Below are 26,530 nucleotides of genomic sequence, written 5' to 3'. Positions count from 1 at the left end.
TGTTGCGTGATCAGGTCGCGGGCTCGGTCATCAGGCCGTAGTGCCGGGCCACCGCCTGGACCTCCTCCCTGAGCGCGGCCGGGGGCCGGTGGCCAAAGCGCTCCAGGTAGGCGGCGAACTGGCCGGGGTCGTCGCGCAGGAAGGGAAAGTCGGTCGCGACCATGTGCCGGATCGCCAGCAGCGGGACCGGGCTGCCCAGCGGCCGGAAACCGGGGTTCCAGAGCCCGGCCTTGGGCGGTGGGCCGGGGTAGAACTCGCCGATCATCAGTCCCTCGGAGACGTAGCGCGACTTGAGCGCGTCCTGGGCGACGTCGATCACCTCGGCCGCCGCCGCCTCCGGCAGGTCGGGGAAGAGCACCAGGATGGTCCGGTACTGCGCGGAGACCCCGGGCGGCGACACCAGCCGGAGGAACCAGTCCCGGTAGCCGTCGAGCACCTCGGCCGCCTCGGCGCCGTCCGGCGTTCCGGGCCGGACGGCGAGGTAGAAGGTGCCCCGGTCCAGCGAGGTCTGGGCGTAGGGGCAGACCGGGCCGTTCCTGCCGAGGTCGGCGTGCGGGCGGCACAGATACTCCCGCGCCCAGACGACGATCTCCTTGAGCGGCACGCCGTACCGCCTGACCAGGTCGTGGTCGCCGTCCAGGTCGGCGGTCTCGATGAGGACGCGGGAGGGGTCCGCGGGATCGGTCAGCATCGTGGTCCGCCCTTCCGGGTGCTTCGCCGTACGGCCGCCAGCGCGACGGCGCCCATCGCCACGCCGGTCCAGCGCAGGATGGTGTCCTGCCGCCGGGCCCGGGCGAGCGCGTCCGCGTACGGGGTGGTGGTGTGCGAGATCATCGTGTAGAGCGGGACCCACCGGCCGGGCAGGAGCCGGGCGAGCAGCAGGTCCGCCTTCTTGCGCGCGAGGTGGAACGGGGAGCGGAGCCGGTCGCGCAGCTCCACGAAGTTCTGCTTGGACAGCTCGTCGAGCACGTCGGTGTGCGGCTTGCGCAGGCGCTGGTATTCGGCGAAGGCCCTGCCCAGGTCGTCGGGGTGGGCGTCCAGGCAGCGGTCGAGGACCGTGCAGTCCTCCAGCGACGAGTTCATGCCCTGGCCGTAGAAGGGGTAGACCGCGTGGCAGGCGTCGCCGATGAGGGCGACCCTGTCCCGGTAGTGCCAGGGCGAGGTGCGGATCGACACCAGATGCCCGACGGGGTGCTCGGCGTACTCCTTGGCCAGGTGGGGCATGAGCCCGATCGCGTCGGGGAACCGCGTCCGGAAGAACTCCTCCGGGTCGGTGATCTCCTCGAACCGTTCGACCGGCAGGAAGAGCGTGCCGGTCAGGGAGTTGTCCCGGTTGGGGTGGGCGACGATGAGGGCGTCCTCGCCGGGCCAGACGTGCAGCGCCTCCAGCCTGGTCCTGGCCGACCCGTCGTCGGCGGCGGGGATGGTCAGCTCCTTGTACCCCCACTCCAGGAACTCCTGGTGGTGGTCCACCCTGAGGCCGTGCTGCATCCGGGCTCGGACCTGCGAGAACGCGCCGTCCGCGCCGATCACGGCGTCTCCCCGGACGGTGAGCGCGGCGCCGGTGCCCTCCTCGGCCAGGTGGACGGCCGCCGCCTCGCGGTCGAGGTCGACCAGCCGGTGCCGGAAGTGGAAGCTCACCCCGGGCTGGGCCTCGGCGTGGTCGATCAGCGTGGTGATCAGGTCGCGCCGCAGGACCGAGTGGAGGATCTCGCCCTCGTGCGCGCCGTAGGGCTGGAACGGCGCCCCGCCACCGGGCAGGTGGATGGCCCGGCCGCGCATCGGCACGGTCAGCGGCCACAACGTGTCCATCAGGCCGATGTCGTCGAGCGCTTTGATCCCCCGGGCGGACAGGCCGAGGTTGATCGACCTGCTCTCCTCCTCGTCGAGCAGCCGGGGGTCGGGCCGGCGCTCGTAGACGTCGACCCGGAAGCCGCGCCTGGCGAGGTAGCACGCCAGCAGCGTGCCCGCCGGTCCCGCCCCGACGATGATGATCCGGCGCGTCATCGAATCTCCTCCCGGGTCCAGGCCACCGGCAGCACGGCGCGCGGTGCGCCGCCGGCGAGGGTGTGCGCGTGCCCGCCGTCCGGCTCGGGCGCGCGGGCGGTGTCCGCGCCGGGGAGCTGGACGGCGTCCGCCCCGGCCGAGCGGGGCCTGTCCGTCTCGGGCACGCGGGCGGTGTCCGTCCCGGACGGGCCGGCGGTGTCCGCGCCGGGGAGCCGGGCGATGAGCAGTTCGCTGGGGCCGTCGAGCGCGCGCCGCTCGATCCGGCCGAATCCGGCCTCGGTCAGCCAGCCGGCGATCTCGTCGAAGGCGTAGATCCGGCCGCCCTGGGTGACGGCGAGGTTGAGGCTGAAGGCCCGGGTGAAGGCCTCGGCCACCAGGGGCGTGCCCTCCGGCAGGTCCGCGAACGACTCCAGCACCAGCACCGTGCCTCCGGGGCGCAGCGCGGCGGCGACCCTCTTGAGCAGCGCGCGGTTGTCCGGCCCGTCGAAACCGTGGCAGAGGTTGAACAGCAGCGCCGTGTCGTGCCCGGAGCCGAGGTCCGCCTCGGTCACGTCGCCCGCGACCGTTCTGACGCGTCCGGCCAGACCGGCCTGCTCGACCCTGGCCCGGCCGCCCTCCAGGGCCTTCGGCAGGTCCACGATCGTCGCGGTGAGCTCGGGGTGGGCCTCGCAGAGGGCGATGCTGTAGCGGGCGTGGCCGCCGCCGACGTCGAGCAGCCGCCGCCCCGGGTCGGGCGCGGTCGCGGCGACGAGCGGCGCGAGCCCGGTGGCCATCCCGTCCAGCATGGTCTGGAACTCGCGCAGCGTCCGCGGCCGGCTCTCCAGCCAGCCGTAGAAGTCGGCGCCGGGCCGGCCGGTGCGGACCGACTCCTCCAGGCCGTCCCAGAGCTCGCCCAGCAGGTCGTGCCAGAAGGCCAGCGCCGGGGCGTAGCTCCACGGGCTCCGCCGGTCCAGCGAGCCTGCCGTCATCGGGCTGTTGGCGTAGACCTGACCGGGTGCCCGGTCGAGATAGCCGAAGGAGACCAGCGCGTCCAGCAGCACGGGGAGGGTGCCCTCGTCCGTGCCCGTCCGGGCCGCCAGCTCCGTCACGGGCAGCGGCCCGTCGAGGAGCGCGTCGAAGACCCCCAGCCGCTGTGCGGCCCCGGCCGCCCGGAACGCCATCGTCCCGATCAGGTCGAGATGTGGTCCGGGCGCCTGTTCACGGAGTTGTTCAGGGTCGAGATAGAGCGGCATCGCTGTCTCCTTGCGCGACTTGGACGCCTTGTGCGACGTCGGGATGCTCGGTTCCGGCCTCCGGACTCGCGTCTCCGTCCCGCACCGGCGGGCGGGTGGCGTCGTCGTCCGGCGGTGAGCGGGCGGGAGTGGTCTCGGCGGGGGCCGGCTCCGGCGGGTGCACGTCCTCGGCGTCGGGGAGTTCGGACTCCACGTTGCGGAGGCGGGGCCAGAGGTAGGCGAGCGGGGCGAGCAGCAGCAGGCCCAGCCCCGTGAGGAGGAAGATGGCGGCCAGGCCCCGGCCCGGACCGGTGCCGATCACGCCACCGATGGTGTCGGCGAGGGCTCCGTCGGGGGCCATCATCGGCTCGAAGACGTGGTCGGCGAGGGGGCCGGCGGCCAGGTAGGTGAGCACGGTGGCGGCCTGGGTGACCGTGCGGACGGTGCTCAGGACACGGCCCAGCGCGGCGGGATCCGTCTTGAGCTGCAGCACGGTCATCCCGGTGCCCTGCACGAACGGGAGCGTGAACAGGAACGCCGGCGCCACCACCGCGATCAGCCACGGTGACGGGGCGACGCTGTGCAGCGCCAGCAGCACCCCGCCGAGGGCCACGAACACCGCGATGCCGCGCACCCGGTGCCGGGGCCCGCCCCAGGCGCTCAGCACGAGTCCTCCGGCGAAGACGCCGGCGCCGCCCGCGAACATCAGCGCGCCCAGCACCGCGGCCGACCCGAACGACAGGATCAGCGGCTGGACCAGCACCCCGGACATCCCGAAGAACAGGTTGTAGGCCGCCAGCACCACGACGAGCTGGAACAGGCCGGGCCTGGCCCGCAGGTGCCGCCAGCCGAAGAGCAGGTCCCGGCGGAGCGGCTCGGGCGCGGTGGGGACGCCGCCCGGCCGGGTGACCTCGGGCGGCAGCCGTACGGCGAACATGACCACCCGGGTGACCAGGAACGTCGCCAGGTCGACCACGACCACGCCGGTCACCCCGACCGTCACCAGCAGCGTCCCCGCCAGCAGCGGGGCCGCGATCTTCACCGAGTCGGCCACCTGCATGAGGCCGTTGGCCCGGCCGAGGTGCCGCTGCGGCATGATCAGCGGCATCATCGAGTGGTAGGCGGCCATGTGGAAGGTGCCGAAGACCGCGCCGGCCACCGTGACCACGTAGACGTGCCAGACCTGCAGCGTGCCGGTGGCGAGCAGCACCGCCAGGACGCCGGTCACGACCGCGGCCCCGGCGTCGGCCGCCATCAGCAGCCGCCTGCGGTCCCACCGGTCGGCCACCGCCCCGGCCAGCGGCGACAGCAGCACCTCGGGGAGCACCGCGCAGAGCATGATCAGTACGAACTCGGTGGCCGAGCCGTTCTTCTGGTAGACCCAGACGCCCAGCACGAAGCCGGTCAGGCTCGATCCGATGATCGACAGGAGCTGTGCGGCCCAAATCACCACGAACCTGCGGATCCCGTCATGCACGGCGACCACCCGCCAGGACTCCGGTGCTGACGTAGTGGTCCAGATACCGGCCGAGCAGGTCGCCGTCGGCGGGCGGGCAGACCAGCCCGGCCCCGGCGAGCGCCTCCTCGGTGGCCGAGCAGTCGAAGGACGGCCCCGCGGCCCCCTCGTGGTCGGCGAAGAAGCCCGGGTAGAGGGCGATCGGCAGGTCGTCGCCGACCGCCAGCCGGTCGCGGACCAGCCGCCGCCATTCGCCGCCGGGCACGAGCCGTGCCGGGAAGCCGCGCTCGCGCAGTCCGCCGGCAAGCTCGGCCGAGCTCAGGACGCGTGGGTTGTAGTAGTGGAAGTCTCCACCGGCCCGGCTCACGGCCAGGTGCGCGATCGCCGCCGCGACGTGGTCCACCGGCGCCATGTCGAGCCGTTCCCCGTCGGGCACCGCGCCGAGGCGCGCGCAGGTCGCGAAGAGCCTGCCGAGGAAGTCGCCGTCCACGGAGCGGCCGGTGCGGCTGTCGGCGGAGACCCGGGCGGGCCGGTGGATCGCGATCGGCAGGCCGGTCCGCCTGGCGGCGCCGGCCAGCCGGTCGGCCACCCACTTGCTCTGGTCGTAGCCGAGGTGCAGCGGGCCGGGGTCGGGCAGCGGGTCGGTCTCCCTGACCGTGCGCTCGCCGGGGGTCAGGTGGACGCCGAGCGTCGAGACCAGGTGGACCGGGGTGGTGATCCGGCCGCGCGCCGCCAGGCGCAGGATCTCCAGGACGCCGTCCACGTTGGCCGCCCGCAGCCGCCGGTAGGGCAGGGCGAAGTTGACCAGGGCGCCGTTGTGCACGATGAGGTCGACCGAGTCGGCCAGCTCTGCGGAGCGCGAGGCGGGCAGGCCCAGCCCCGGAAGGTCCAGGTCGCCCGCCTCCGGGATGATCCGGCCGGCGAACCGGTCGTCCCAGAGGCCGTACCGCTCAAGTCCGCCGCGCAACCGCCCGTCCGGCGCGTCCCCCCTGACCAGGCAGTGGATCTCGGCGTCGGTGGCGCGCAGCAGCTCGGCGAGGAGGTAGGCGCCGAGGAAGCCGGTGGCTCCGGTGAGCAGCACCCGGCGCGGCGGCCCGTCCGGGATCGGCGCGCCGGTGAACGCGACGTCGCCGGGCAGGACCGCCTCGGCGCGCAGGTCCACGGCCTCGGCCGGCCGGCCGTCCACGACGGCGGCCAGCCCGGCCAGGTCGGCCGTGGCGAAGATCGCGGTCATCGGGACCGCCACCCCCAGCTCGGCGGCGATCCTGGAGACGATCTGCGGCGCCAGCAGCGAGTGGCCGCCCAGATCGAAGAAGTTGTCCCCGCGTCCCGGATCCGCCTTGAGCACCTCGGCCCAGATCGCCGCGAGCACCTGCTCGGTGCCCTCCCGCGGCGGCTCGTACGGCACGCCTCCGCCGTCGCCGTCCGGCTCCGGCAGGGCCCGGAAGTCGATCTTCCCGTGGGAGGTGAGCGGCAGGGCGGCGAGCATGACGACGGCGCCGGGGATCATGTAGCCGGGGAGCCGGTCGGCCAGGAAGGCGCGCAGCGCCGCGGCGGTGAGCGGCTCGCCCACCAGGTAGGCGACCAGCCGCCGGGCGCCGGCGGTGACCACGGCCTCGCGGACGCCGGGATGGGCCAGGCAGGCCGCCTCGACCTCGCCCGGCTCGATCCGGTTGCCGTGGATCTTCACCTGCCGGTCGGTCCGGCCCAGGAACTCCAGGTTCCGGTCGGGGCGGAACCTGGCCAGGTCGCCCGTGGCGTACATCCTGGCTCCCGGTCGGGGCGAGAACGGGTCGGGCAGGAAGCGTTCGGCGGTCAGGCCCGGACGGCCGAGGTAGCCGTGGGCCAGGCACTCGCCGCCGACGTGCACCTCGCCGGGCACCCCGATCGGAGCCGGGTTGCCGTGCCGGTCGAGCACGTAGACGCGGGTGTGCGGCAGCGCGGTCCCGATCGGCAGGTGCGTGGCCGCTCCGAGTTCCGCCCCGTCGACGGTGCGGTAGGCGGTGGCGCAGACGGTCGCCTCGGTGGGGCCGTAGTGGTTGTAGAACGCGACCCGGCCGCCGGTCAGCCCGGCCCAGACCCTGAGGCGCTCCAGCGGGACGCTCTCGCCGCCGACCATCATCGCGGTGAGCGGGACGTCCCCGCCGCCGGCCGCCGCGTCCAAGGTGTCGACCCACTGCTGCCACAGCGCCGAGGCGGTGTCGACCATGGTGATCGAGTGCTCGGCGCACAGGTCGACGAGCGCGGGGCCGGTGAGCGAGGCGGGGTCGGGGTGCAGCACCAGTGCGGCGCCGCTGATCAGCGCGGGGAAGACGTCGCCCGCCGAGGCGTCGAAGCTGAGCGGCGGGACCATGAGGACGCGCTCCCCCGGCCCGAAGCCGTGCAGGTCCCGGAAGGACCTGGCCAGGTGGGAGAGGGTGCGATGGCCGACCACCACCCCCTTGGGCCGCCCGGTGGATCCGGAGGTGTAGATCACGTAGGCGGCCTGGTCGGGGTGCCTGGCGGCCGCCTTCGGGGCCGCCGCCGTCCTGTCCGTCGTCCAGAAGGCGAGGTCGGCGCGGGTGACGATCGGGCCGGTGAACCCGGCGAACCCGGCCTCCTCGGCGATCACCGCGGCCGCGCCGGAGTCGGCCAGCAGGTAGGCCAGCCGCTCGGCGGGCTGCGCCGGATCCAGCGGCACGTAGGCGGCGCCCGCCTTCAGGATTCCCAGCAGCGCCACGACGGCCTCGGGGCCGGCGGTCAGTCCCAGCGCGACCCGCGCGCCCCGGTCCGCGGGCTCCCCGGACGGCGCCGCCTGGGCCAGCAGGAGGCGCAGGCGCCCGGCGACGGCGGTGGAGGCCCGGTCGAGCTCGCCGTAGGTGAGCACCGTGCCGGCGGAGGCGCCGCGGTCGCCGGCCGTGCCGGGGACGACGACGGCGGGGGCGTCCGGCGTCCGGGCGGCCTGCCGGGCGATCAGGTGGTCGAGCAGGAGCGCCCCGGGATCCCAGGCGAGGTCCTCGGGCGGGTCGCCGAGGACCGCGGCGAGCTCGGCCGCGGGCAGGATCTCCAGCTCCGACAGGCGGCGGCCCGGCTCCGAGACGACCGAGTGGAGCAGCGTCCCGAAGTGGGCGCCCATCCGCTCCACCGTGGAGCGGTCGAACAGGTCGGTGTTGTAGGAGAACATGAGCTGGACGTGGGTGGGGTAGACGATCACGTCCAGGGCGAGGTCGAACTTGGCTCCGGCCAGCCCCGACAGCACCGGCTCGGTGCGGAGGCCGTCGAGGGTGAGCGCCCCGCTGTCGGGGTTGCCCAGCATGAGCATCGTCTGGAACAGCGGGGTCCTCGCCGGGTCCCGGTCGAGCCGCAGCTCGCCCACCACCCGCTCGAACGGCACCGCGGCGTGGCCGTACATGGTGAAGGCGCGCCGCCGCACCCGCTTGAGCGTCTCGCGGAAGGTCGGGTCGCCCGCCAGGTCGGCGCGGAGGGCCAGGGTGTTGATGAAGATGCCGAAGACCTGCTCGAACTCCTCGTGGTCGCGGCCCGCGACGGGGGTCCCGACGCAGAAGTCCTCCTGCCCGCTGTAGCGGGAGAGCAGCACCTGGTAGGCGGCCAGGAGGGTCATGAACGGCGTGCAGCGCTCGGCCCTGGCCAGCCCGGTGACCCGCTGCCACAGCTCCAGCGGGATCCGGTGGATGACCAGGTCTCCGTTGGTGGTCTGTACGGCGGGGCGCGGCCGGTCGGTGGGCAGCTCCAGCGCCGGCACGTCGTCGAGCTCCCGGAGCAGGCCGGCGACGTCGGCGGAGTGCTCGCGCTGCATGCGCACGTGGTCGCGGTACTGCCGCGCCGGGGGCGCGAGCGGCGACGGCAGCCCGGTGGTGAAGGCCGCGTACAACGTGGCCAACTCGGCGAACATCACCTGCTCGATCGACCACGCGTCCCCGGCGATGTGGTGCACGACCAGCAGGAGGACGTGCTCGCCGGGGCCGGTGCGCAGCAGGCTCGCCCGCAGCAGCGGCCCCTCGGCCAGGTCGAACGGCCGGTTGCTCCGCTCGGCGAGCAGCTCCTCCAGCGACTGCCCGGCGAGCGGTCCGCCGGTCAGGTCGAGCCTTTCGATCTCCACCGGGGCGGGGTCCAGGACCAGCGCGACCGGGGCGCCGCCGGCCTGGGGGAAGACGGTCCGCAGCGCCTCGTGCCTGGCCACGATCTCGCTCAGCGCCCGGGCCAGCGCGCCGGCGTCGAGCGGGCCGGTGAGCCGCTCGCAGACGACCATGTTGTAGGTCCCGTCCCCGGGGGTGAGCCGGTCCAGGAACCACAGGCGCTCCTGGGCGTAGGAGAGCGCGCTCACGCGAGCTCTCCTCGCAGCCGCGTGACCTCCTCGGCCAGGCCGGCGATGGTGGGATTGTCGAAGAAGACGTCGAGGGAGACCTCCACGCCGAGCCTGCGCCGGGTCCTGGCGATGATCTGGGTGATGGTCAGCGAGTGCCCGCCGAGGTCGTAGAGGTCCTCCTCCAGGCCGATGTCGTCGATACGGAGGATCTCCTCCCAGATCTCGCGCACCTGCGTGATCACGGGATCCTCCTGCTCCGGGCGTTCGAGCGTGGCGTCCGGGGCCGGAGAGAACAGGTCGTTCACTGAAGCTCCTCGTCGGGTTCGGGGTGGGGCGGTGCCGGAAGGTCGGCGATCTTCACCTGCGGCTCGGCGGCGATGGCGCGCAGCAGGACCCGCAGGTATCCCGCGACGCCGGCCACGTCGTCGTGGTCGATCGCGGTGGGGTTGAAGCGGAGGCCCAGGGTCAGGCTCAGGTCGCCGTCCACGGCCTGGACGTGCAGTGCGCGGCGGGCGGTGCCGTTGAAGACCGTCCACTCCACGCCGGCCCCGATGCCGGGGAAGTCCGGCGCGGACGCCCGTCTGCGGTAGCTGAGGAGCACCGGGCGGGAGGCCTCCCTCGGCGGCGCGTACCGGAACCGGTACAGCTCGCGGAGCTCGGCCTGGACCGTGCGCAGGTAGGCGGGGAGGTCCCCGTCGAGCTCCGGATGCGGGACGAACGGCACCTCCGCCACGAAGTTCCCGATGTGGTGCCGTGTCTCGCCGGTGCGGGTGCCGAGGTCGAGGGCGAGGGGAGACGCGGTGGTGCCGTGGCGGCGCAGCAGCACGCCCAGCACGGCCACGAGCAGTTCGAACCTGGTCGCCTCCAGCGCCGCGGCCGCGGCGGCGACCCCTTCGAACTCCGCTCCGCCGAGCACCATCTCGACGATCTCGCCGGGGCCGGTGCCGGCGGGGGTCGCGCGCAGGCCGGGCAGGAGGAGCTCGGCGGGGCCGCGCTCGCGCTCCCTCCAGAAGGCCACGGCGCCGTCGGCCTGGGGCTGCTCGCCGTACGGCGGCGCCAGTCCGGGCAGTGCGGCGCGCGAGAAGTAGGCGTCGGCCAGATCCCGGAGCAGGACGTCCTTGGAACCGCCGTCGAACACCCGGCCGTGCGCCGTGAAGATCAGCCGGTGCCGGTCCGGTCCCAGCGCGACCAGCGTGAACCGGGCGAGCGGGCCCCGGTCCGGGTCGAACGGGCGGGTGACCTCGGCGGCGGCGACCTCCGGGTAGCGCCGGGCCGACGAATCGACCCTGCTGACCCGGACCCGGCCGAGCACCGGGTGCCGAGCGGCGACGGCGGCGCACGCGCCGAGCAGCGCGGGGACGTCCAGGGGACCGTTCAGGTGGAGCACCAGCGGGATGCCCCGCAGGTCGAAAGAGGCGTGCGACATCCTGTCCGTCTCCCTCGTGGGTGACTTCTCTTCGGGCAGGCGACGGGGGCATGGGTCACCCCGGACAGACTTTTAATAGGAAAGTTTCCTGTCTATTTACGCAACCCGAATGCTACACATGTGGTACGCCTGAAACAAGCGACAAGTGGTGCACCGAATTTGGAGGCTTTGATGATCGTTCGCGGCGGCCTGAGTGGCGCGAGCCCCGAACTGGCCGGGCTTGCCGACGCCGTGCTGCAGCCCGGGTTCGTGGGGGTGGAGGTGCCCGACTGGCTGCGCAGACGCCTCGGCGAGGGGCTTGGCGGGGTTGCGCTCTACTCCCGAAACCTTGTAGACAGTGCGCAGGTCAGAGCGCTGACCGCCGCCCTCCGGGCGGAGAACCCCGACGTGGTGATCGCCACCGACGAGGAGGCCGGCGACGTCACCCGGCTGGAGGCGCTCACCGGCAGCTCCCGCCCGGGGAACCTCGCGCTCGGCGCGGTGGACGACCCCGAGCTGACCGAGCTGGTCGCCCGGGGGGTCGGGCGTGACATGGCCGACGCCGGCATCACCCTGAACTACGCCCCCGTGGTGGACGTCAACTCCGATCTGGACAACCCCGTCGTCGGCACCCGCGCGTTCGGCGCCGACCCCTGGCTGGTGGCCCGGCACGCCCGCGCGTGGGTCACCGGCCTCCAGTCGGCCGGGGTGGCCGCCTGCGCCAAGCACTTCCCCGGTCACGGCGCCACCGCCGTGGACTCCCACAACGACCTGCCGACCGTGTCCTACTCGGCCGAGGAGCTCGCCGCCACGACGCTCCCGCCGTACCGGACCGCCATCGAGGCCGGGGTACGGGCCGTGATGACCGGCCACCTGCTCGTCCCCGCCTACGACCCCGACTTCCCCGCCACGATGAGCAGCCGCATCCTGGTCGGGCTGCTCCGCGAGGAGCTCGGCTTCGACGGCCTGATCGTGACCGACGGCGTGGAGATGCCCTCGGTCGCCGAGCGGTACGGCGTGACCGGCGCGGCCGTCCGGGCCCTGGCCGCCGGGGCCGACGCCGTCTGCGTGGGCGGCGAGCGCAAGGGCGCCGGCGTGGTCGGATTCATGCGCAACGCCATCATGGCCGCCGTGATCGACGGCACCCTCCCCGAGGAGCGCCTGGCCGAGGCCGCCTCCCGGGTGCGCCGCCTGGCCGCCTGGTCGGCCGAGCAGCGTCAGGTCGCGTGGGCGACGGACCAGGCGGCGCTCACCCCGGCCGGTCTCACGGCGGCCCGGCGCGCCGTGCGGGTCCGCGGCGAGGGGCTGCCGCTGACCTCGGCGCCGCAGGTGATCGAGTTCGTGTCCGAGACGAACATCGCCATCGACCGGGCCACCCCGTGGGGCGTCGCCACGCCGCTGGCGGCGCTGCTCCCCGGCACCACGACGGTACGGCTCGGCGCCGAGGACCAGGTCCCGCCGGTGCCCGACGGGCGCCCGCTGGTGATCGTGGTGCGGGACGCCCACCGGCACGCCTGGGTGTCGGCCCGGCTCGACGCGCTGCTGTCCCGGCGTCCCGACGCGGTCGTGGTGGAGATGGGGCTGCCGGGCCCCGGGACGCCCGGCGGCACGCACATCACCACCCACGGCGCGACGAGCGCGTGCGGCCAGGCGGCGGCCGAACTCCTGGCCGGCCGCCCCTCCCTGACCCCCACCGGCCCACGCTGAGGCCCGCGGAACGCCTCACCCCGGCCAGCCACCCCTCGCGACCCGCACCGGCCCACCCCGAGATCCGCGGAACGACTCACGGCGGCCACCCGGGGGTGGCCGCCGGACGGACCGGCCGGGTGGGGCGCGGCCGGGCGTCAGTCGTCGACGGCCCACACCAGCTCGTGCTGGAGCGGGCCCGGCATCGCGAGGAACTCCCCGTAGTCGCAGGCGAGCGGTGCGATCTGGGAGGCGTACGCCAGCACGGCACGCCGCTTGGCCGTCCACTCGTCGCCCTCCAGCCGGATCCGCAGCTCGGGGCGGATCCGGTGCCGCTCCGCGAGGGCCCGGACCGGCGGCTTGGCGGCCAGGGCCTGATCGGCCGAGGCGGTCCCCCACTCACGGACGGCGGCGGCGTACGGCAGGTCGGCGTAGACCCACGGCTGCCGGGCGCCGGCCTTCCGCAGCGTGTCCAGCGCCTGGTCACGGACCGCCTCGTGGTCGGCGTTGCCGATCCCCATCGGGATCAGCACCCGCGTCTCCGGTGTGACGTGGCCGGTGAGGAAGCCCTCCAGCTCCCGGAGCCGCAGCCCCGCCACCGGGGCGTCGGGATGCGCCAGCGCCACCTGGTCCACGCCGAGGATCTCGCACGCCCGCGCGTCCTCCGCCCGCCGCTCCCGCGCGGTCTCCTCGGCCGAGGCGAACCCGCACAGCCGGTCCCACGCCGAGATCTCCTCGCCCGGCGCCCCGCCCAGCGCCGTGACGACCACCGCCGGCCCCTCGTCGCGGGCGAGCACCCCTGCCACCGACAGGACCGCGTCGTCGAAATGCGGCGAGACCACGATCGTCCGCCAGCTCATCCCGCCTCCCCCGACCTGGTCAGCACGAGCCCGCGGCTGCCTCGCTTGCGCAGGTAGGCGAGGCCGTCGCAGACGGACTCCAGCGTCGGCGGGGCGAGTTCGAGCCGTTCGGCCACCCGCCAGGTGGACTGCCGTCGCAGCCATGGCCAGACCCGGTCGTTGAGCTGGCCGGTCTCCAGTGCGATGAGGATCCGGTCGGTCGGCAGGGCGTCGAGCAGCGCCAGGTCCTGGTCGTAGTAGAGCATCTCGATCAGCAGGTACGCCGCCGCCGGACGGCTCCGGTGGGCGGCCAGGTCCTCCAGGCTGTCCGGCGACACCTCCACCCCCGGCCCGGACCGCTCCGCCGTGACGGCCCCGGCTCCTACCGCCCCGGTCGCGCCGGGATCGGCGCTGTCCCGGGCTCCCGTCCGCCCCGCCGTACCGGGGCCGGCACCGTTCCGGACATCCGTCCGCCCGGCCGCGCCGGGATCGGCACCGTCCCGGGCTCCTGTCCGCCCTGCCGTACCGGGGCCGGAGCCCGGACCGACCCCCAGCCGCCCCGCCGTACCGGGATCGGCGCCCGGATCGGCCCCCAGCCGCCCGGCCAGCCGGGCACGGAACCCGGCGTTGGGCTCGGTGGCCTGCAGCGTGTAGCCCTTCCCGGCCAGCCGCCGGGTCAGCTCGCCCTCGCAGGCGCCCACCTCCACGATCGGCCCGTCGTCCGGGGCGCACCACCGGGTGACCCATGCCGCCGTCGCGTCGAGCCGGTCGGCCTCGTACGCCGACCGGCCGAACTCCCACGGGTCGTCGGCCAGCGCGGCGTCGTCCCCCAGGCTGGAGATCAGCGCGTACAGCCGGTTGGCCTGGGTCGCGTCGGCGGTGAAGAAGCGTTCGACCACCGGGACCCGGTCGGTGGTGACGAGCCGGTCGGCCACCCGGCTGCGGAGCAGCTCCCCGGCGTGCCGGTTGATGAAATCGATCTTGATGTCGGCCTCGGCCCCGGTGAGCGCGATCGCCTCGGCGGGGACCGTCTGCAGGAAGGGGTTGTCCCCCACCGAGTACGTCACGGTCAGGCCGGGGACCGCGCGGGAGACGGTCCAGCCGAACCGGGCCCGGCGGATCCGGTGGTCGGCCGGCGAATGGGTCCAGACCTCGGCGGGCGGCCCGCCCAGCAGGCCGGCCACCTCCTCGGGGACCGGCAGCGGGGCCGTGTTGCCGCCGGGCTCCACGAGGGGGGCGAGCAGCTCCAGCCGCTCCCTCGGGGGCAGCCCCGCCGGCAGGGTCACCCACGACGCCGACTGGCCGACGACCACCCTGATGTCCCGGTCGGCGTGACGCCTCAGGACGGACACGAACTCGAGAGCGACGTCCTCGGCATGCAAAACGGCGATGACGACCGTCATAGAACCCCGATCTCTGATCACGGAATCATGTCTTTTCTATGACATTTCCGCGCCAGCATAGACGATCTTCCCGGCACCGCAATGGGTACGGACCGGGAAGAGCCGTCTGTCCCGCCGGGCTCTCAGGGCGCGAAGATCTCCTCGCGGGCCTGCTCCAGAGCGGCGAGAACCGCACCGCGCAGCACCGGGTTCCCCTCCACCTCGCTGGCCACCACCTGCGGGCGGACCGGGCAGATCCGGGCCACCGCCTCCTCGATCCTGGAGGTCAGCGCGCCCCCGCCCGCCTGGCTGACCTCTCCGGCCAGCACCACGAGCCCGGGGTCGAGCACGACGGAGACCGACGCCACACCCAGCGCCAGCCGCTCGGCGATCTCGTCCAGCAGGGGCTCCCCGCGCTTGCCCGCCTCGACGGCCGCCGCCACGCACTCGGCGGCGCTGCCTCCCTCGAAGCCGTGGGTGGCGGCGAGCTCGGCCACCGCCTCCGCGCTGACCAGCGACTGCAGGCCGCCAGCGAGCGAGGGCAGCCGGCCGGGCACCGCCCGCACGTCCGCGGCCAGCGGCACGCCGGGCACCGGGAGATAGCCGATCTCGCCCGCACTGCCGGACCGGCCGCGGTGCAGCCGGCCGCCGAGCACGACGCCGAGGCCGATGCCCCGGCCCACCCAGAGCAGCACGAAGTCGTCGACGCCGCGCGCCGCGCCCAGGGTGCGCTCGGCGACGGCGACGAGGTTCACATCGTTTTCGATCTTGATGTCGCGACGCAGGTCACGGGCGAGCGCCTCATGGATGCCCTCGTGCCAGCCCGGCAGGTCGAAGGAGAACCGGACGTCCCCGGTCCGGGGATCGACCACACCCGGCGTGCCGATCACGACCGCCCGCAGCTTGGAGAGCGCGACCTTGGCCGACCGGCACGCCTTGACGACCGCGCTGTGCACGAGGGCGACCGGGTCGTCGTGCCCGTTCGGCGCGACCGTCACCTCGGCGACGATCTCCCCGTGGATATCCGCGATGGCGGTGGTGACGAATTCCGGGCCGACATCCAGGCCCGCCACATAGGCAGAGGAGGGGATAATTCCATAAAGCGCCGCATTAGGCCCTCTCCCGCCCGCTTGTTCTCCCGCCACCTCGACCAGACCGCGCTCCTCCAGCCGGGCGAGCGTCTGCGACGCCGTCACCTTGGAAAGGCCGGTGAGCTCCCCGATCTGGCCCCGCGTCAGCGGTCCCGAGTCAAGCAACAGCTCCAGGGCGGCCCGGTCGTTGATCTCCCTCAATAGCCTGGGCACGCCAGGACGTCGCTCCATACGCATGCTCTCTTGTTCGCCGTTTCCCCGTCGCTTTTACATTCAGATAAGAATAGCGGTTCTATTCATTAATAAGGCTTCCTGATAGTTTAGCCCCATGGAGGCCTCGCGGGGGGCCGCGGGGGCACCCTCGCCGTGCCGCCCACCTCCCGATCCGCCCCGCGCCCGCGCCGCCCTCCCCGCCGCCGGAAAGCCCCTCTCCCGTCGCCGCCGGAAAATCGAGGCTTGCGACGCTCGCCCGTCGCGTGGAACACTCCCGAAAACGGTAAAGGTTCTTTTCAGTAAGGGCCTTCCGTGGGTGGCGAGGCAGGTCTCGACATGGACACCATCATCAGGATCGCAGCCGACTACGCGGGACGGCCGACCCGGAACGGGCCCGTCACGATGGGTCAGGCCAACATGGCGCGTTGCGTGCTCCGCGACCCGCCGCTCCACATGAACTTCCGCGTCACCAAACGCCTTCCGGCGGGAACGACCTTCGCCGCCGTCACCGTGGCGGTCGGGCGGCTGCTCTCCCGGCACGAGAGCCTCCGGGCCACGATCCGCGCCGGCGTCCAGCATGTGCCCGGGGCCGGGGTGTTCCCCATCGAGGTGCACGGCGCCGCGACGGACGGCGCCGGGCCGGAGGCCGCCGAGCACGCTCTGGACGGGCTCGCCGAGGAGGTCGGCCTGCGGATGCAGGGCACCCGGTTCGACGTGGAGGCCGAGCTCCCCATCCGGATCGCCGTGATCGCCGAGCGGGACGTGCCGCGCCGGGTGATCTTCGTCCTCCCCCACACCTCGGTGGACGCGATCGGCCTGGCCACCGTCATGCGCGAGTGGGAACGCCTGATCCGGGGCGACGCCGTACCCGCCCCGTGCCCCACGCAACCGCTCGAACTGGCCGTCGCCGAGGGCACCCCGCTCGCCCGGCGCCGCACCGAGGCGGCGCTGCGACACTGGGAGACCCAGCTCAGGCGGGTTCCGCAGTCCATGTTCGCGATCGACGAGGTGGCCGACGCCGACGCGATCCGCCCGCGGCTCAGGGTCCGCTCCGCCGTGGCCGGCGAGGCGCTGGGCGCCGTCGCGAGCCGTACCGGGGCCAGCCGCTCGGTGGTGACACTCGCCGCGCTGGGCATGCTGATCGGCCTGCGGAGCAGCCAGCGGAGCTGCGTGATCGCCTCGCTGTCGAGCAACCGGGTCCGTCCCGAGCTGCGCGACTACGTGGGGCCACTGGCCCAGGACGCGCTGATGGCCGCCGATCTCGACGTTCCCACCTTCGATGAGGCGGTCCGGCGCTTCCGCGGCGCCTCCCTGGCCGGATACCAGCACAGCCGCTTCGACTCCACCGCACTCTGGGAGGTCATCGAGGGCGTCAACGCCGAGCGGGGGGTGAACTTCGCACGCGACTGCGTCTTCAACGACATGAGCGGCGTCACCGTCGCCGACCGGGAGCCCCCGCCCGCCGCCGACGTCGAGTGCGACTGGCTGCCCGAGGCCTCGCTCCCCGCGCACCTCGCGCTCTGGGCCAACCGGCTGGAGGACGAGGTGGACCTGACGTTCTGGATCGATCCACGGGTGATGTCCCGCCAGGAGGCGGAGGGTTTCGGGACCGGGCTCGTCAGGCTCCTGATCGAGGCCGGAGACCGGGTGATCCCCGCGGCGGAGATCCCGGCCGTCTCCGGGGTCGCGCCCGCCGGCCACGGCCCCGGCTGGGTCCACGCCGACTCCTGCTGGGTGAGCCTCGACGCGGTCGCCCGGCTGGTGGGCGAGGCCGTCGGCGGGCGGCCACACCGCGTGATTTACGGTGCCGACGGGCGCCTGACCTGCCACGTCACCTCCGGAACCCCCGAGGAGATCCACGCCGCCTGCCTCGCCCTGCTACCGGGCCGCACCTCCGCCATGACGCCCCACCACTACGTCGTGCACCGGGCCGCGCCCGGCGACACCTGGCTGGACGGCCCCGTGGTGACCGAGGGTGACGGACGCCGACTCGATTCTTTCCTGACGCCGCGCATAAGCAGTCAATAACAGGCGGGATAATCGATTACATGCGTCTATCCGCTCGTGTCGACTATGCCCTGCGTGCCGCCGCCGAACTCGCCGCCGCCGGCGAGGGACCAACCACTGTGGGTGAGCTGGCCAAAGAGCAGGACATGCCGCCCAAGTATCTGGAGAACATCCTTCTGCAGATGCGCCGGGCGGGCCTGGTCCGCGGCCAGCGTGGCCCCGAGGGCGGTTACGTGCTGGCCCGGCCGGCCGCCGAGATCACCTTGGCCGACGTGATCCGCGCCGTGGACGGTCCGCTGGCCAACGTGCGGGGCGAGCGGCCCGAGCATGTCGACTACCGGGGCCCCGCCGAGTCGTTGCAGCAGGTCTGGATCGCGTTGCGGGCCAGCGAGCGGGCGATCCTGGAGGAGGTCACGCTTGACAGCGTAGCCACCGGCGCGCTCCCCGAGCGGGTCCGCCAGCTCGCCGCCGACCCCGCCGCCTGGGACTGAGCGAGCTCCCGTGCCCGAGGGCGACGTCGTCTACCGCACCGCGAGACGGCTCGGCGAGGCACTCGACGGCCGGATCCTGACGCGTTCCGACTTCCGGGTGCCACGCCACGCCACGGCCGACCTCACCGGCCGTGCCGTGCTGGAGACCGTCTCGCGCGGTAAACACCTGCTCACCCGGGTAGACGGCGGCCTGACCGTCCACACTCATCTGCGCATGGAGGGGAGCTGGCGGATCTCACCCGCCGGCCGCAGACCGCCCTCGGGCGACGTGGTCCGCCTGGTGCTGGCCAACGCCGACTGGCAGGCGGTGGGAGTACGGCTCGGCATGGTCGACCTGGTGGCGACCGGTGAGGAGCATCGGCTCGTCGGGCATCTCGGACCGGATCCGCTCGGACCGGACTGGGATCCGGCGGAGGCCGTACGGCGGCTGATGGGGAGTCCCGGGCTGACCATCGGGGAGGCGCTGCTCGACCAGCGCAACCTGGCGGGGATCGGCACCGTCTATCGGGCCGAGACGCTTTTCCTCGCGGGGGTCTCGCCGTGGCGGCCGGTGGGGGAGGTCGAGGATGTGAGGAGGATCGTGGCGCTCGCGCAGCGGTTACTGCACGCCAACGGAGAGCGGGAGCGGCGCGTGACGACGGGCGATGCCCGCCCGGGCCGGGACACGTGGGTCTACGGCAGGGCAGGACGACCTTGCCTGCGCTGCGGACGTCGGATCAGTCGCGGGGAGATGGGGGCACAGCCGCAGGAACGGCTGATTTTCTGGTGCCGTCACTGCCAGCCGGGAGAACCGACCGGCTAAGCGGCGACCATGTCGTTGACCTCGGGAAAGACGGATTCCGGGAGGGAACCGGGCACGGTCTCGGTGATCGGCAGACGCTCCCGTTCGGGGACATCGCCGGCAAGCACCGGGGCGTGCTGGAGCTCGGCCAGTGCGAACTGGTCGGAGACCTCACGGAGCACCTGTGAAAGCGGCACCCCGAGGGCGCCGCAGATTGACGCGAGTAGCTCAGAAGAGGCTTCCTTCTGACCACGCTCCACCTCGGACAGGTATCCGAGGGAGACACGGGCCAGTGTGGACACCTCACGCAAGGTGCGGCTCTGCCGCACCCGCAGCCGCCGCAGCACGTCACCGAGCAGCTGACGCAGCAGGACCATCTGTCGCTCCCTCCCCGGCGCGGGCGTCTTCGCGACACTCCGCGCGATCGGTTCGTGCCGCCCGTTCTTCGAACGCGACCCTTGGTACATACTCCTCGCCGTCATCATCGCTTGACCTTTACCTCACTCACATCTCCACCGTACCTGTATCCACCAACACCGCGGCAGACCGTGGTGAGCATGTTCGCTGGGGACGTAACGCGGTAATCACCCGGAATGTTCCCCCAAGTTCGCCTCCAGCACACCTTGCAGTAGATCCACAGCCTCATTCACCGTCGATTGGCGAATTTCCTCACGTGTCCCGTCAAGCCGGAGATCCCGGTGCCATACCCGCCCATCAGGCCCGCTAACGGCCAGGTGCACGGTGCCGACCGCTCTGCCGTCCTGCGGATCGGGACCGGCCACCCCGGTGGCGGCCAGCCCGTAGGTGGAACCGGTGAGCCGGCGCACACCGGTCGCCATCGCCGCGGCGACCTGCGGGTGCACGGCCCCCTCGCGCTCCAGCAGCTCGGCGGGGACGCCCAGCAGGCGCTCCTTGAGCTCGGTGGCGTAGGAGACGACCCCGCCCACGAAAGCCGCCGACGCACCGGCGGGGCCGGTGAGCGCGGCGCCGATCAGCCCCGCCGTCAGCGACTCCGCCACCGCCACCGTCTCGCCCTTGCGGACGAGCAGCGAGAGCACGTGGGTGGCGGCGAGCAGACGGTGACTCATTGGGCCCGCGCCCGCTTCGCCACCTGCCGCAGCTTGACCGCGCGGATCACGTAGTCGAGCCCGGTGCCCACCGTCACGACGACCGCGGCCCCCATGACGGTCCAGCGGATCGGCTCGGGCACGCCCGGCCACATGTAGGAGACGATCGCCGCGATCTGCAGGACCGTCTTCACCTTGCCGCCGTAGCTGGCCGGGATGACGCCGTGCCTGATGACCGCGAAGCGCAGGAGTGTGACCCCCAGCTCCCTGCCGAGGATCACGATGGTGACCCACCAGGCCAGCTCGTCCAGGGCCGAGAGACTGATCAGCGCGGCGCCGATCAGGGCCTTGTCGGCGATCGGGTCGGCGATCTTCCCGAAGTCGGTGACCAGGCCGTAGCGGCGGGCCAGTTCCCCGTCGAGCAGGTCGGTGAGCGAGGCCACCAGGAAGACCACCAGCGCGGTGACGCGCCAGCCGGGACCCGGCAGGAAGAGACAGAACGCGAAGAACGGAACCATCGCCAGCCGTATCACTGTGACGACGTTGGCGATGTTCCATACGCTCACCTTGGGGCGCGTGGCTGCCGCGGTCTGATCAGTGCCGGTCTCTGGCGTGTTGGTCATACGCTCTCCCGACCCGGCGGCGCGTTCACGAGGCTGCCTTGATTCGGGCGATCAGATCGACCCCTTCGGAGTCGACCACGACGGCCCGGACGATCTGGCCGGGGACCAGCCCTATGCCCTGGACCGTCACGGAACCGTCGACCTCCGGCCCCTGGTGGGCCGCACGGCCCTCGTAGCCGCCGTCGCCGAGATCCTCCTCGATGAGGACGTCCACCTCGGTGCCGATCCGCTCCTCGGCCCGCTGGGCCATGAGCTCCTCGGCCAGCTCGGTGAGCGCGGCCACCCGGGCGTCGACGGTCTCCTGGTCCAGCTTTCCGGGGAGCGAGGCCGCCTCGGTGCCGTCCTCGTCGGAGTAGCCGAAGACGCCGATCACGTCGAGCCTGGCCTCCTGGAGGAAAGCCGTCAGCTCGGCGAACTCCTCCTCGGTCTCGCCGGGGAAGCCCACGATGAAGTTGGAGCGCACGCCCGCCTCGGGGGCGGTCGCCCGGACGCTCTCCAGCAGGTCGAGGAAGCGCCGGGGGTCGCCGAAGCGGCGCATCCGGCGCAGCACCGAGCCACTGGCGTGCTGGAAGGAGAGGTCGAAGTAGGGGGCCACGCTCTCGGTCGAGGCGATCATCTCCAGCAGGCCCGGACGGAGCTCGGCGGGCTGCAGGTAGCTGACCCGCACCCGCTCGATGCCCTCGGTCGCGGCGAGGGAGGGCAGCAGCTTCTCCAACGCCCGCAGGTCACCGAGGTCCTTGCCGTAGGAGGTGGAGTTCTCGCTGACCAGCACGAGCTCCTTGACGCCCTGCCCGGCCAGCCACGCGGCCTCGCTGACGAGCTCCTCGGGACTGCGCGAGACGTAGGCGCCACGGAAGGCCGGGATGGCGCAGAACGTGCAGCGCCGGTCACAGCCGGAGGCCAGCTTCAGCGAGGCCACCGGCCCGTCGCCCAGGCGCTTGCGCAGCGGCCGGGGGCCGCTGGCCGGGGCCAGTCCGTCGGGCAGCTCCCCGTGACCGGGGATGTTGGCCTTGGGGGCGGCGGCGCGCTCGACCGGCGAGATGGGCAGCAGGGTCCTGCGGTCACGGGGACTGTGCGGGACGAGCGGCTTGCCCTCCAGCACGTCGTCCAGACGCGTGCCGATCTGGGTGTAGTCGTCGAAGGAGATGACGGCCGCCGCCTCGGGCAGCGCGTCGGCGAGCTGGTCGCCGTAGCGCTCGGCCATACAGCCCGCGGCGACCACCTTGGCCCCGGAGTCGGCCGCGGCGAGCAGCGTGTCGATGGAGTCCTTTTTCGCTGAGTCGATGAAGCCGCAGGTGTTGACGACGATGACATCGGGGTCGTCGTCGCCCACCTGCCAACCGGCAGCCTCAAGACGCGCGGCGAGCTCCTCGGAGTCGACCTCGTTGCGCGCGCAGCCCAGTGTGATCAGCGATGCGGTTCGGCGGGATGACATGGTGAACACTACGGTATCGGGAGTTGGCCACTACCGATGCACCTCCCCCGTCACAAGCTCGCCGCGGGACTAGCCCGGCTGGGGCGCGGAGGCCCCGTAGGAGCGGTTGAGGACCTGTCCCGAGGGACCGGGGGTCCCGAGATTCTTGCCGTTCACCTGCAGCAGGAAGGCTCCACCGTCGCCGAAGGTGACCTTCACCCCCTTCTTCGCCTTCCAGACGGAGGTTTTACCCGCCTCCAGCATGCCGGAGAAGAGTTTCCGGCCTCCCGTTTCCGTCACGTCGAGCCAGGACGAGCGCTTCGCCTTGACCTGGAAGACGACCAGGTCGCCCCGCTTGCCGGTCGCCAGCGACGCCGCGCGGCGCGACGGGTTGGGTGTGGCGGCCGGGCCGGTCGGCGAGGCCGCCGGCGGTGGCACGGCCGGCACCGAGGCCGGGCGGACGTCCGCCGTGGGCGTGTCCCCGCCGCCCATCATCTTCACCACGCCGAACACCACGACGATGGCCAGCGCGACCGCCATCGCGGTCGTCCAGTTGGGCGAACGGCTCTCCCGGATCTTGATCGGCGTGTCCGCCTGGAACACGCTGGCCGCCCGCACCGGCAGCGGCACGCCCCCGTGCGACTCGTCGTACTTGTGCACCATGGTCTCCGGGTCCAGCCCGACGACCTTGGAGATGTTGCGGATGTGTCCGCGCGCGTAGAAGTCTCCCCCGCACTGGGAGAAGTCATCCCGCTCGATCGCGTGGATCAGCGCCTCACGAACGCGCGTGCGCGCGCTCAACTGCCCGACGGTCAGACCCGCCGCCCGACGCGCCTCTGCCAGATCGCTGCCAATGCTCATAGCGCACGCCCCCAAGCCCCCGACGCTGCGTAGTGAGCCCTATTCAATCAGTAATCGAACGGGGCTCGTGCGGTGGGGGGTCATTCTCCGCGCAGGTCAGCCAGCAGGCCCGCGAGCTCGTCCGGCTTGACGATCACCTCCCGGGCCTTCGACCCCTCGCTCGGCCCGACCACGTTCCTGCTCTCCAGCAGGTCCATCAGGCGCCCCGCCTTGGCGAAACCGACCCGCAGCTTGCGCTGGAGCATCGAGGTCGAGCCGAACTGGGTGGTCACGATCAGCTCGGCCGCCTGGATCAGCAGGTCGAGGTCGTCGCCGATGTCCTCGTCGATCTCCTTCTTGGCGGTCGCGGCGGCGGCCACGTCGTCGCGGTACTCGACCTGCATCTGGGCCTTGCAGTGGGCGACGACCTCGTTGATCTCCTTCTCGGAGACGAAGGCGTTCTGCAGCCGCATGGGCTTGCTGGCGCCCATCGGCAGGAACAGCGCGTCACCCTGGCCGACCAGCTTCTCGGCGCCCGGCTGGTCCAGGATGACCCGGCTGTCGGCGAGGCTGGAGGTGGCGAACGCGAGACGGGAAGGGACGTTGGCCTTGATCAGGCCGGTGACGACGTCCACCGACGGGCGCTGGGTGGCGATCACCAGGTGGATGCCCGCCGCACGGGCGAGCTGGGTGATGCGGACGATCGAGTCCTCGACGTCGCGCGGGGCGACCATCATCAGGTCGGCGAGCTCGTCCACGATCACCAGCAGGTAGGGGTAGGGCTGGTAGACCCGCTCGCTGCCCGGCGGCGGCACGAGCTTGCCCGCCCGCACGGCCTTGTTGAAGTCGTCGACGTGCCGGAAACCGCTGGCTGCCAGGTCGTCGTAGCGGCGGTCCATCTCGCCCACCACCCACTCCAGCGCCTCGGCGGCCTTCTTGGGGTTGGTGATGATCGGCGTGATGAGGTGCGGGATGCCCTCGTAGACGCTGAGCTCGACCCGTTTGGGGTCGACGAGCACCATGCGGACCTCGTCCGGGGTGGCGCGCATCAGGATCGAGGAGATGAGTCCGTTGACGCAGACCGACTTGCCGGCGCCGGTGGCGCCCGCGATGAGCAGGTGCGGCATCTTGGCCAGGTTGGCCACGATCGTGCGGCCCTCGACGTCCTTGCCGAGGCCGACGATCATCGGGTGCTGGTCGGCCTGGGCCACCTGGGAGCGGAGGATGTCGCCCAGCGACACGAGGTCCTTGTCGGTGTTCGGGATCTCCACCCCGATGGCCGACTTGCCGGGGATCGGGCTCAGGATCCGGACGTCGGCCGACTTGACCGCGTAGGCGATGTTCTTGGTGAGCGCGGTGACCTTCTCGACCTTGACGGCCGGGCCGAGCTCGATCTCGTAACGCGTCACCGTCGGCCCGCGGGTGAACCCGATCACCTGGGCGTCGATGGCGAACTGCTCCATCACGCTGGTCAGCGCGTTGACCACGACGGTGTTGGCCTTGGTCTGCGGCTTGGGCGCGCTGCCCGGGCGCAGGAGCTGCGACTCCGGCAGGGTGTACGGCCCGGCCTGCGGGGAGAGCACGAGCTGCTCCACCTTGCGCGGCGCCGGAGTCGGCTCGGGCGGCTCGGCCCTGTGGACCGCGGCCTCCTCCTCGTCCGCCAGCCCCGGCACGATCTCCGGGGAGTGCTCGGCGCCCTGCTTGTTCTGCGACTCGCTGACGACCGGCGTGTCGTACGGCTTGATGTGGTCGCCGACCTCCGCCCCCTCGTCCGGCTTCTTGCGCGAGGGGCGCTTCCTGGGCTCGCGGGGCTTGGCCGGGAGATCCCTGTTGAAGAGCATGTGCTTGATCTCGGCCAGCCGCTCCGGGATCCGGTGCACCGGCGTGGCGGTGATCACCAGGATGCCGAAGCCGGACAGGATCAGCAGCAGCGGGATGGTGACGAAGGCGGGCAGGATGCTCGCCGGAGGCGCGGAGACGACGAAACCGATCATGCCGCCGGCGGCCGACACCTTGTCCATGCCGTCGGACCCGCCTCCCGACGGGTACGGCGTGTCGTGCACGACGTGCACGACACCGAGGACGCCGACGGTGAGAGCGGACCACCCGATGCTCATCCGGCCGGTGTCGGCGTTCTGGTCCGGGTGGCGCAGCAGCCGCCAGGCCAGCAGCGCCAGCAGGATCGGGATCAGCCAGGCCAGCGAGCCGAAGACGCCGTGCATGACGGCGTTGACCACCGCGGAGACCGTGCCCGTGCTCTCCCGCCAGGTCATCGCGGCCAGCACGATCGCCCCGGAGAACACCGCCAGGCCGAGCCCGTCGCGGCGGTGCACCGGGTCCAGCTCCCGCGCGTTCTGGCCGAGGGCCCGCGCCGCGCTGCCGATGCCGCCCGCGAGCAGCATCCAGATCCCCATGAACAGTTTGCCGATCATGGTGAAGACCCAGCCGATCGGGTCCTGGTTCGGCGTGACGGGCCTGCGGGCCTGGGCCGTGGTCTTCGCCCGCGCGTTGGCCGCCCGCCTGGCGGGAGCCCTGCGGGGCGAGGGGGACCCGGACCGGCCAGAGGACCCCTTGGCAGGGGTCTTGCCTGAGGCGCCTTTAGACGTACGGGTGGCCATGCTAATGAGGCTAACGAGACGGATGAGGGATCGCGCGGAGGCTCGCCGGGAGCGGTGCGAACCGTACCCGAACGCGTATGGCGGATCAATCATCGCCGCGCGACCGGCCCGCCGGCGTCCGGGACTCACCGGGCTCGCGGACGCGGGAGCGGTGCCTTGCGGACGGCGGGAACGGGGTCCAGCGGACGCGCGAGGGGGCCTGGCGGACGCGGAAGCAGGGCTTTGCGGACGCGCGAGGGGGCCTGGCGGACGCGGAAGCGGGGTCCGGCGGACGCGGGAGCGGTGCCTTGCGGACACGGGAGCGGGGCCTTGCGGACACGGGAGCGGGGCCTAGACGGCGCGGTTGCGGAGCAGTTCGGTGAGCTGCCGGGCGGCCCGCACCAGCGTGGCGACGATGTGCTCCTGGTGAGCCTCGTCGAGACGGGCCAGCGGGACCGAGGCGCTGATCGCGTCGGTCACCGGCAGCCGGTACGGCAGGGCGACCGCGAAGCAGCCGAGCCCCGGCACGTTCTGCTCGCGCTCGCTGGCGTAGCCGCGTTCCCGGGTCTGCTCCAGCTCCGCCAGGAGCAGGGCGCGGTCGGTGACGGTGTGCGGGGTCAGGGGGGCCAGCGTCCGGGGCATCAGCCCGGACGCCTCGGGACGCTCGGACAGGACCGCCCGGCCCAGGGCGGTGGCGTAGGCGGGCTGCCTGCGGCCCACCCGCGAGGTGAAGCGCAGGTGGTGCTGGGACTCGCGGCTGGCGAGATAGACCATGTCGGCGCCGTCCAGACGGGCCAGGTGCACGGTCTCGTTGATCTCCCCGCGGATCTGTTCCAGGACGAGCGCGGCGGCCCGGACCACGGGGTCGCGGTCGAGGTAGGAGGTGCCGACGAGCAGGGCGCGGACGCCGATGCCGTAGGCGGAGCCGGCGCGGTCGCTCTCGATCCAGCCCCGGCCGGCCAGGGTCCGCAGCAGCATGGAGAGGCTCGACTTCGGGTATCCGAGCTCGCGCTGGAGCTCGGCCAGGGTCAGCCGGCGCTCGGCCCGTGCCAGGACCTCCAGCAGCTCGACGGTGCGATCGGCCGACTTGACGGGTGCCCGCGCGTCCATCCCG

21 protein-coding genes are annotated in these 26,530 nt (G+C 72.8%); 4 read left to right on the top strand and 17 right to left on the bottom strand.

All coding sequences use genetic code 11. The features are described from left to right. Window positions 1-10: 10 nt before the first annotated feature. The 7 genes from SROS_RS10590 to SROS_RS10560 are packed head-to-tail and all read right to left on the bottom strand — an operon-like array spanning window position 11 to window position 10,406. Window positions 11-691, bottom strand: a complete 681-nt coding sequence (locus tag SROS_RS10590; protein ID WP_012888918.1) for a DUF6875 domain-containing protein — start codon at window positions 689-691, stop codon at window positions 11-13. Further along, window positions 685-2,007, bottom strand: coding sequence for an FAD-dependent oxidoreductase (locus SROS_RS10585; RefSeq protein ID WP_012888917.1), 1,323 nt, complete (start codon window positions 2,005-2,007; stop codon window positions 685-687). Before SROS_RS10585 ends, SROS_RS10590 begins: the two co-directional genes overlap by 7 nt. Beyond that, window positions 2,004-3,239, bottom strand: coding sequence for a methyltransferase (locus SROS_RS10580; RefSeq protein ID WP_012888916.1), 1,236 nt, complete (start codon window positions 3,237-3,239; stop codon window positions 2,004-2,006). The genes SROS_RS10585 and SROS_RS10580 overlap by 4 nt, the downstream gene beginning before the upstream one ends. Continuing rightward, window positions 3,217-4,695: an MFS transporter gene (locus SROS_RS10575; protein ID WP_218919828.1), complete on the bottom strand. Its 1,479-nt coding sequence runs from the start codon at window positions 4,693-4,695 to the stop codon at window positions 3,217-3,219. Before SROS_RS10575 ends, SROS_RS10580 begins: the two co-directional genes overlap by 23 nt. Further along, window positions 4,688-8,998 carry a non-ribosomal peptide synthetase gene (locus tag SROS_RS10570; protein ID WP_012888914.1) on the bottom strand — a complete coding sequence of 1,437 codons (4,311 nt, stop codon included), beginning with the start codon at window positions 8,996-8,998 and terminating at the stop codon, window positions 4,688-4,690. Before SROS_RS10570 ends, SROS_RS10575 begins: the two co-directional genes overlap by 8 nt. Beyond that, a complete protein-coding gene (locus tag SROS_RS50870; protein ID WP_012888913.1) occupies window positions 8,995-9,285 on the bottom strand; it encodes a phosphopantetheine-binding protein in 291 nt (96 codons plus the stop codon). The genes SROS_RS10570 and SROS_RS50870 overlap by 4 nt, the downstream gene beginning before the upstream one ends. Continuing rightward, a complete protein-coding gene (locus SROS_RS10560; protein ID WP_012888912.1) occupies window positions 9,282-10,406 on the bottom strand; it encodes a condensation domain-containing protein in 1,125 nt (374 codons plus the stop codon). The genes SROS_RS50870 and SROS_RS10560 overlap by 4 nt, the downstream gene beginning before the upstream one ends. Before the next feature lie 171 nt (window positions 10,407-10,577). Between SROS_RS10560 and SROS_RS10555 the strand changes: the two genes are divergently transcribed. Next, window positions 10,578-12,092, top strand: coding sequence for a glycoside hydrolase family 3 protein (locus SROS_RS10555; RefSeq protein ID WP_012888911.1), 1,515 nt, complete (start codon window positions 10,578-10,580; stop codon window positions 12,090-12,092). Between the two features lie 137 nt (window positions 12,093-12,229). Here the strand turns inward: SROS_RS10555 and SROS_RS10550 are convergent, their stop codons facing one another. From SROS_RS10550 to SROS_RS10540, 3 genes are all read right to left on the bottom strand, one after another. Then, complete coding sequence (locus SROS_RS10550; RefSeq protein ID WP_012888910.1) at window positions 12,230-12,931, bottom strand: PIG-L deacetylase family protein; 702 nt, start codon at window positions 12,929-12,931, stop codon at window positions 12,230-12,232. Continuing rightward, window positions 12,928-14,313: a hypothetical protein gene (locus SROS_RS10545; protein ID WP_012888909.1), complete on the bottom strand. Its 1,386-nt coding sequence runs from the start codon at window positions 14,311-14,313 to the stop codon at window positions 12,928-12,930. Before SROS_RS10545 ends, SROS_RS10550 begins: the two co-directional genes overlap by 4 nt. A gap of 122 nt (window positions 14,314-14,435) precedes the next feature. Then, window positions 14,436-15,614, bottom strand: a complete 1,179-nt coding sequence (locus tag SROS_RS10540) for an ROK family transcriptional regulator (RefSeq protein WP_012888908.1) — start codon at window positions 15,612-15,614, stop codon at window positions 14,436-14,438. 318 nt (window positions 15,615-15,932) lie between these two features. Here SROS_RS10540 and SROS_RS10535 point away from each other — a divergent pair, with 318 nt between their 5' ends. Genes SROS_RS10535 through SROS_RS10525 form a run of 3 tightly spaced genes read left to right on the top strand, consistent with a single transcriptional unit; the run spans window position 15,933 to window position 18,896 of the window. Further along, window positions 15,933-17,624 (top strand): condensation domain-containing protein, encoded by a 1,692-nt coding sequence (locus SROS_RS10535; RefSeq protein ID WP_012888907.1) that lies wholly within the window; start codon window positions 15,933-15,935, stop codon window positions 17,622-17,624. A gap of 20 nt (window positions 17,625-17,644) precedes the next feature. Continuing rightward, complete coding sequence (locus SROS_RS10530) at window positions 17,645-18,094, top strand: RrF2 family transcriptional regulator (RefSeq protein WP_012888906.1); 450 nt, start codon at window positions 17,645-17,647, stop codon at window positions 18,092-18,094. A gap of 10 nt (window positions 18,095-18,104) precedes the next feature. Next, window positions 18,105-18,896: an Fpg/Nei family DNA glycosylase gene (locus tag SROS_RS10525; RefSeq protein ID WP_012888905.1), complete on the top strand. Its 792-nt coding sequence runs from the start codon at window positions 18,105-18,107 to the stop codon at window positions 18,894-18,896. Here the strand turns inward: SROS_RS10525 and SROS_RS10520 are convergent. The 7 genes from SROS_RS10520 to SROS_RS10490 all read right to left on the bottom strand — a co-directional run bounded on the left by SROS_RS10520 (window position 18,893) and on the right by SROS_RS10490 (window position 26,526). Then, a complete protein-coding gene (locus tag SROS_RS10520) occupies window positions 18,893-19,252 on the bottom strand; it encodes a helix-turn-helix domain-containing protein (protein WP_012888904.1) in 360 nt (119 codons plus the stop codon). The two genes, SROS_RS10525 and SROS_RS10520, sit on opposite strands and share 4 nt — an antisense overlap. A 207-nt stretch (window positions 19,253-19,459) precedes the next feature. After that, entirely contained in the window at window positions 19,460-19,963 is a 504-nt protein-coding gene (locus SROS_RS10515) for a CinA family protein (RefSeq protein WP_012888903.1), read from the bottom strand. After that, window positions 19,960-20,565: a CDP-diacylglycerol--glycerol-3-phosphate 3-phosphatidyltransferase gene (gene pgsA, locus SROS_RS10510; RefSeq protein WP_012888902.1), complete on the bottom strand. Its 606-nt coding sequence runs from the start codon at window positions 20,563-20,565 to the stop codon at window positions 19,960-19,962. Before pgsA ends, SROS_RS10515 begins: the two co-directional genes overlap by 4 nt. A gap of 25 nt (window positions 20,566-20,590) precedes the next feature. After that, complete coding sequence (gene rimO / locus SROS_RS10505) at window positions 20,591-22,000, bottom strand: 30S ribosomal protein S12 methylthiotransferase RimO (RefSeq protein WP_012888901.1); 1,410 nt, start codon at window positions 21,998-22,000, stop codon at window positions 20,591-20,593. Between the two features lie 69 nt (window positions 22,001-22,069). Beyond that, window positions 22,070-22,840 (bottom strand): helix-turn-helix domain-containing protein, encoded by a 771-nt coding sequence (locus SROS_RS10500; RefSeq protein ID WP_012888900.1) that lies wholly within the window; start codon window positions 22,838-22,840, stop codon window positions 22,070-22,072. Window positions 22,841-22,920: 80 nt separating this feature from the next. Beyond that, on the bottom strand, window positions 22,921-25,437 hold the full coding sequence (locus tag SROS_RS10495) for a DNA translocase FtsK (RefSeq protein WP_012888899.1): 2,517 nt from the start codon (window positions 25,435-25,437) through the stop codon (window positions 22,921-22,923). 330 nt (window positions 25,438-25,767) lie between these two features. Continuing rightward, complete coding sequence (locus SROS_RS10490) at window positions 25,768-26,526, bottom strand: IclR family transcriptional regulator (protein ID WP_012888898.1); 759 nt, start codon at window positions 26,524-26,526, stop codon at window positions 25,768-25,770. Window positions 26,527-26,530: the final 4 nt, after the last annotated feature.

This window comes from Streptosporangium roseum DSM 43021, from assembly GCF_000024865.1.
In the GTDB taxonomy this organism is placed as follows: Bacteria; Actinomycetota; Actinomycetes; order Streptosporangiales; family Streptosporangiaceae; genus Streptosporangium; species Streptosporangium roseum.
Note: the sequence above shows the minus strand (reverse complement) of the source record. Positions and strands in the feature narration are given on the sequence as shown.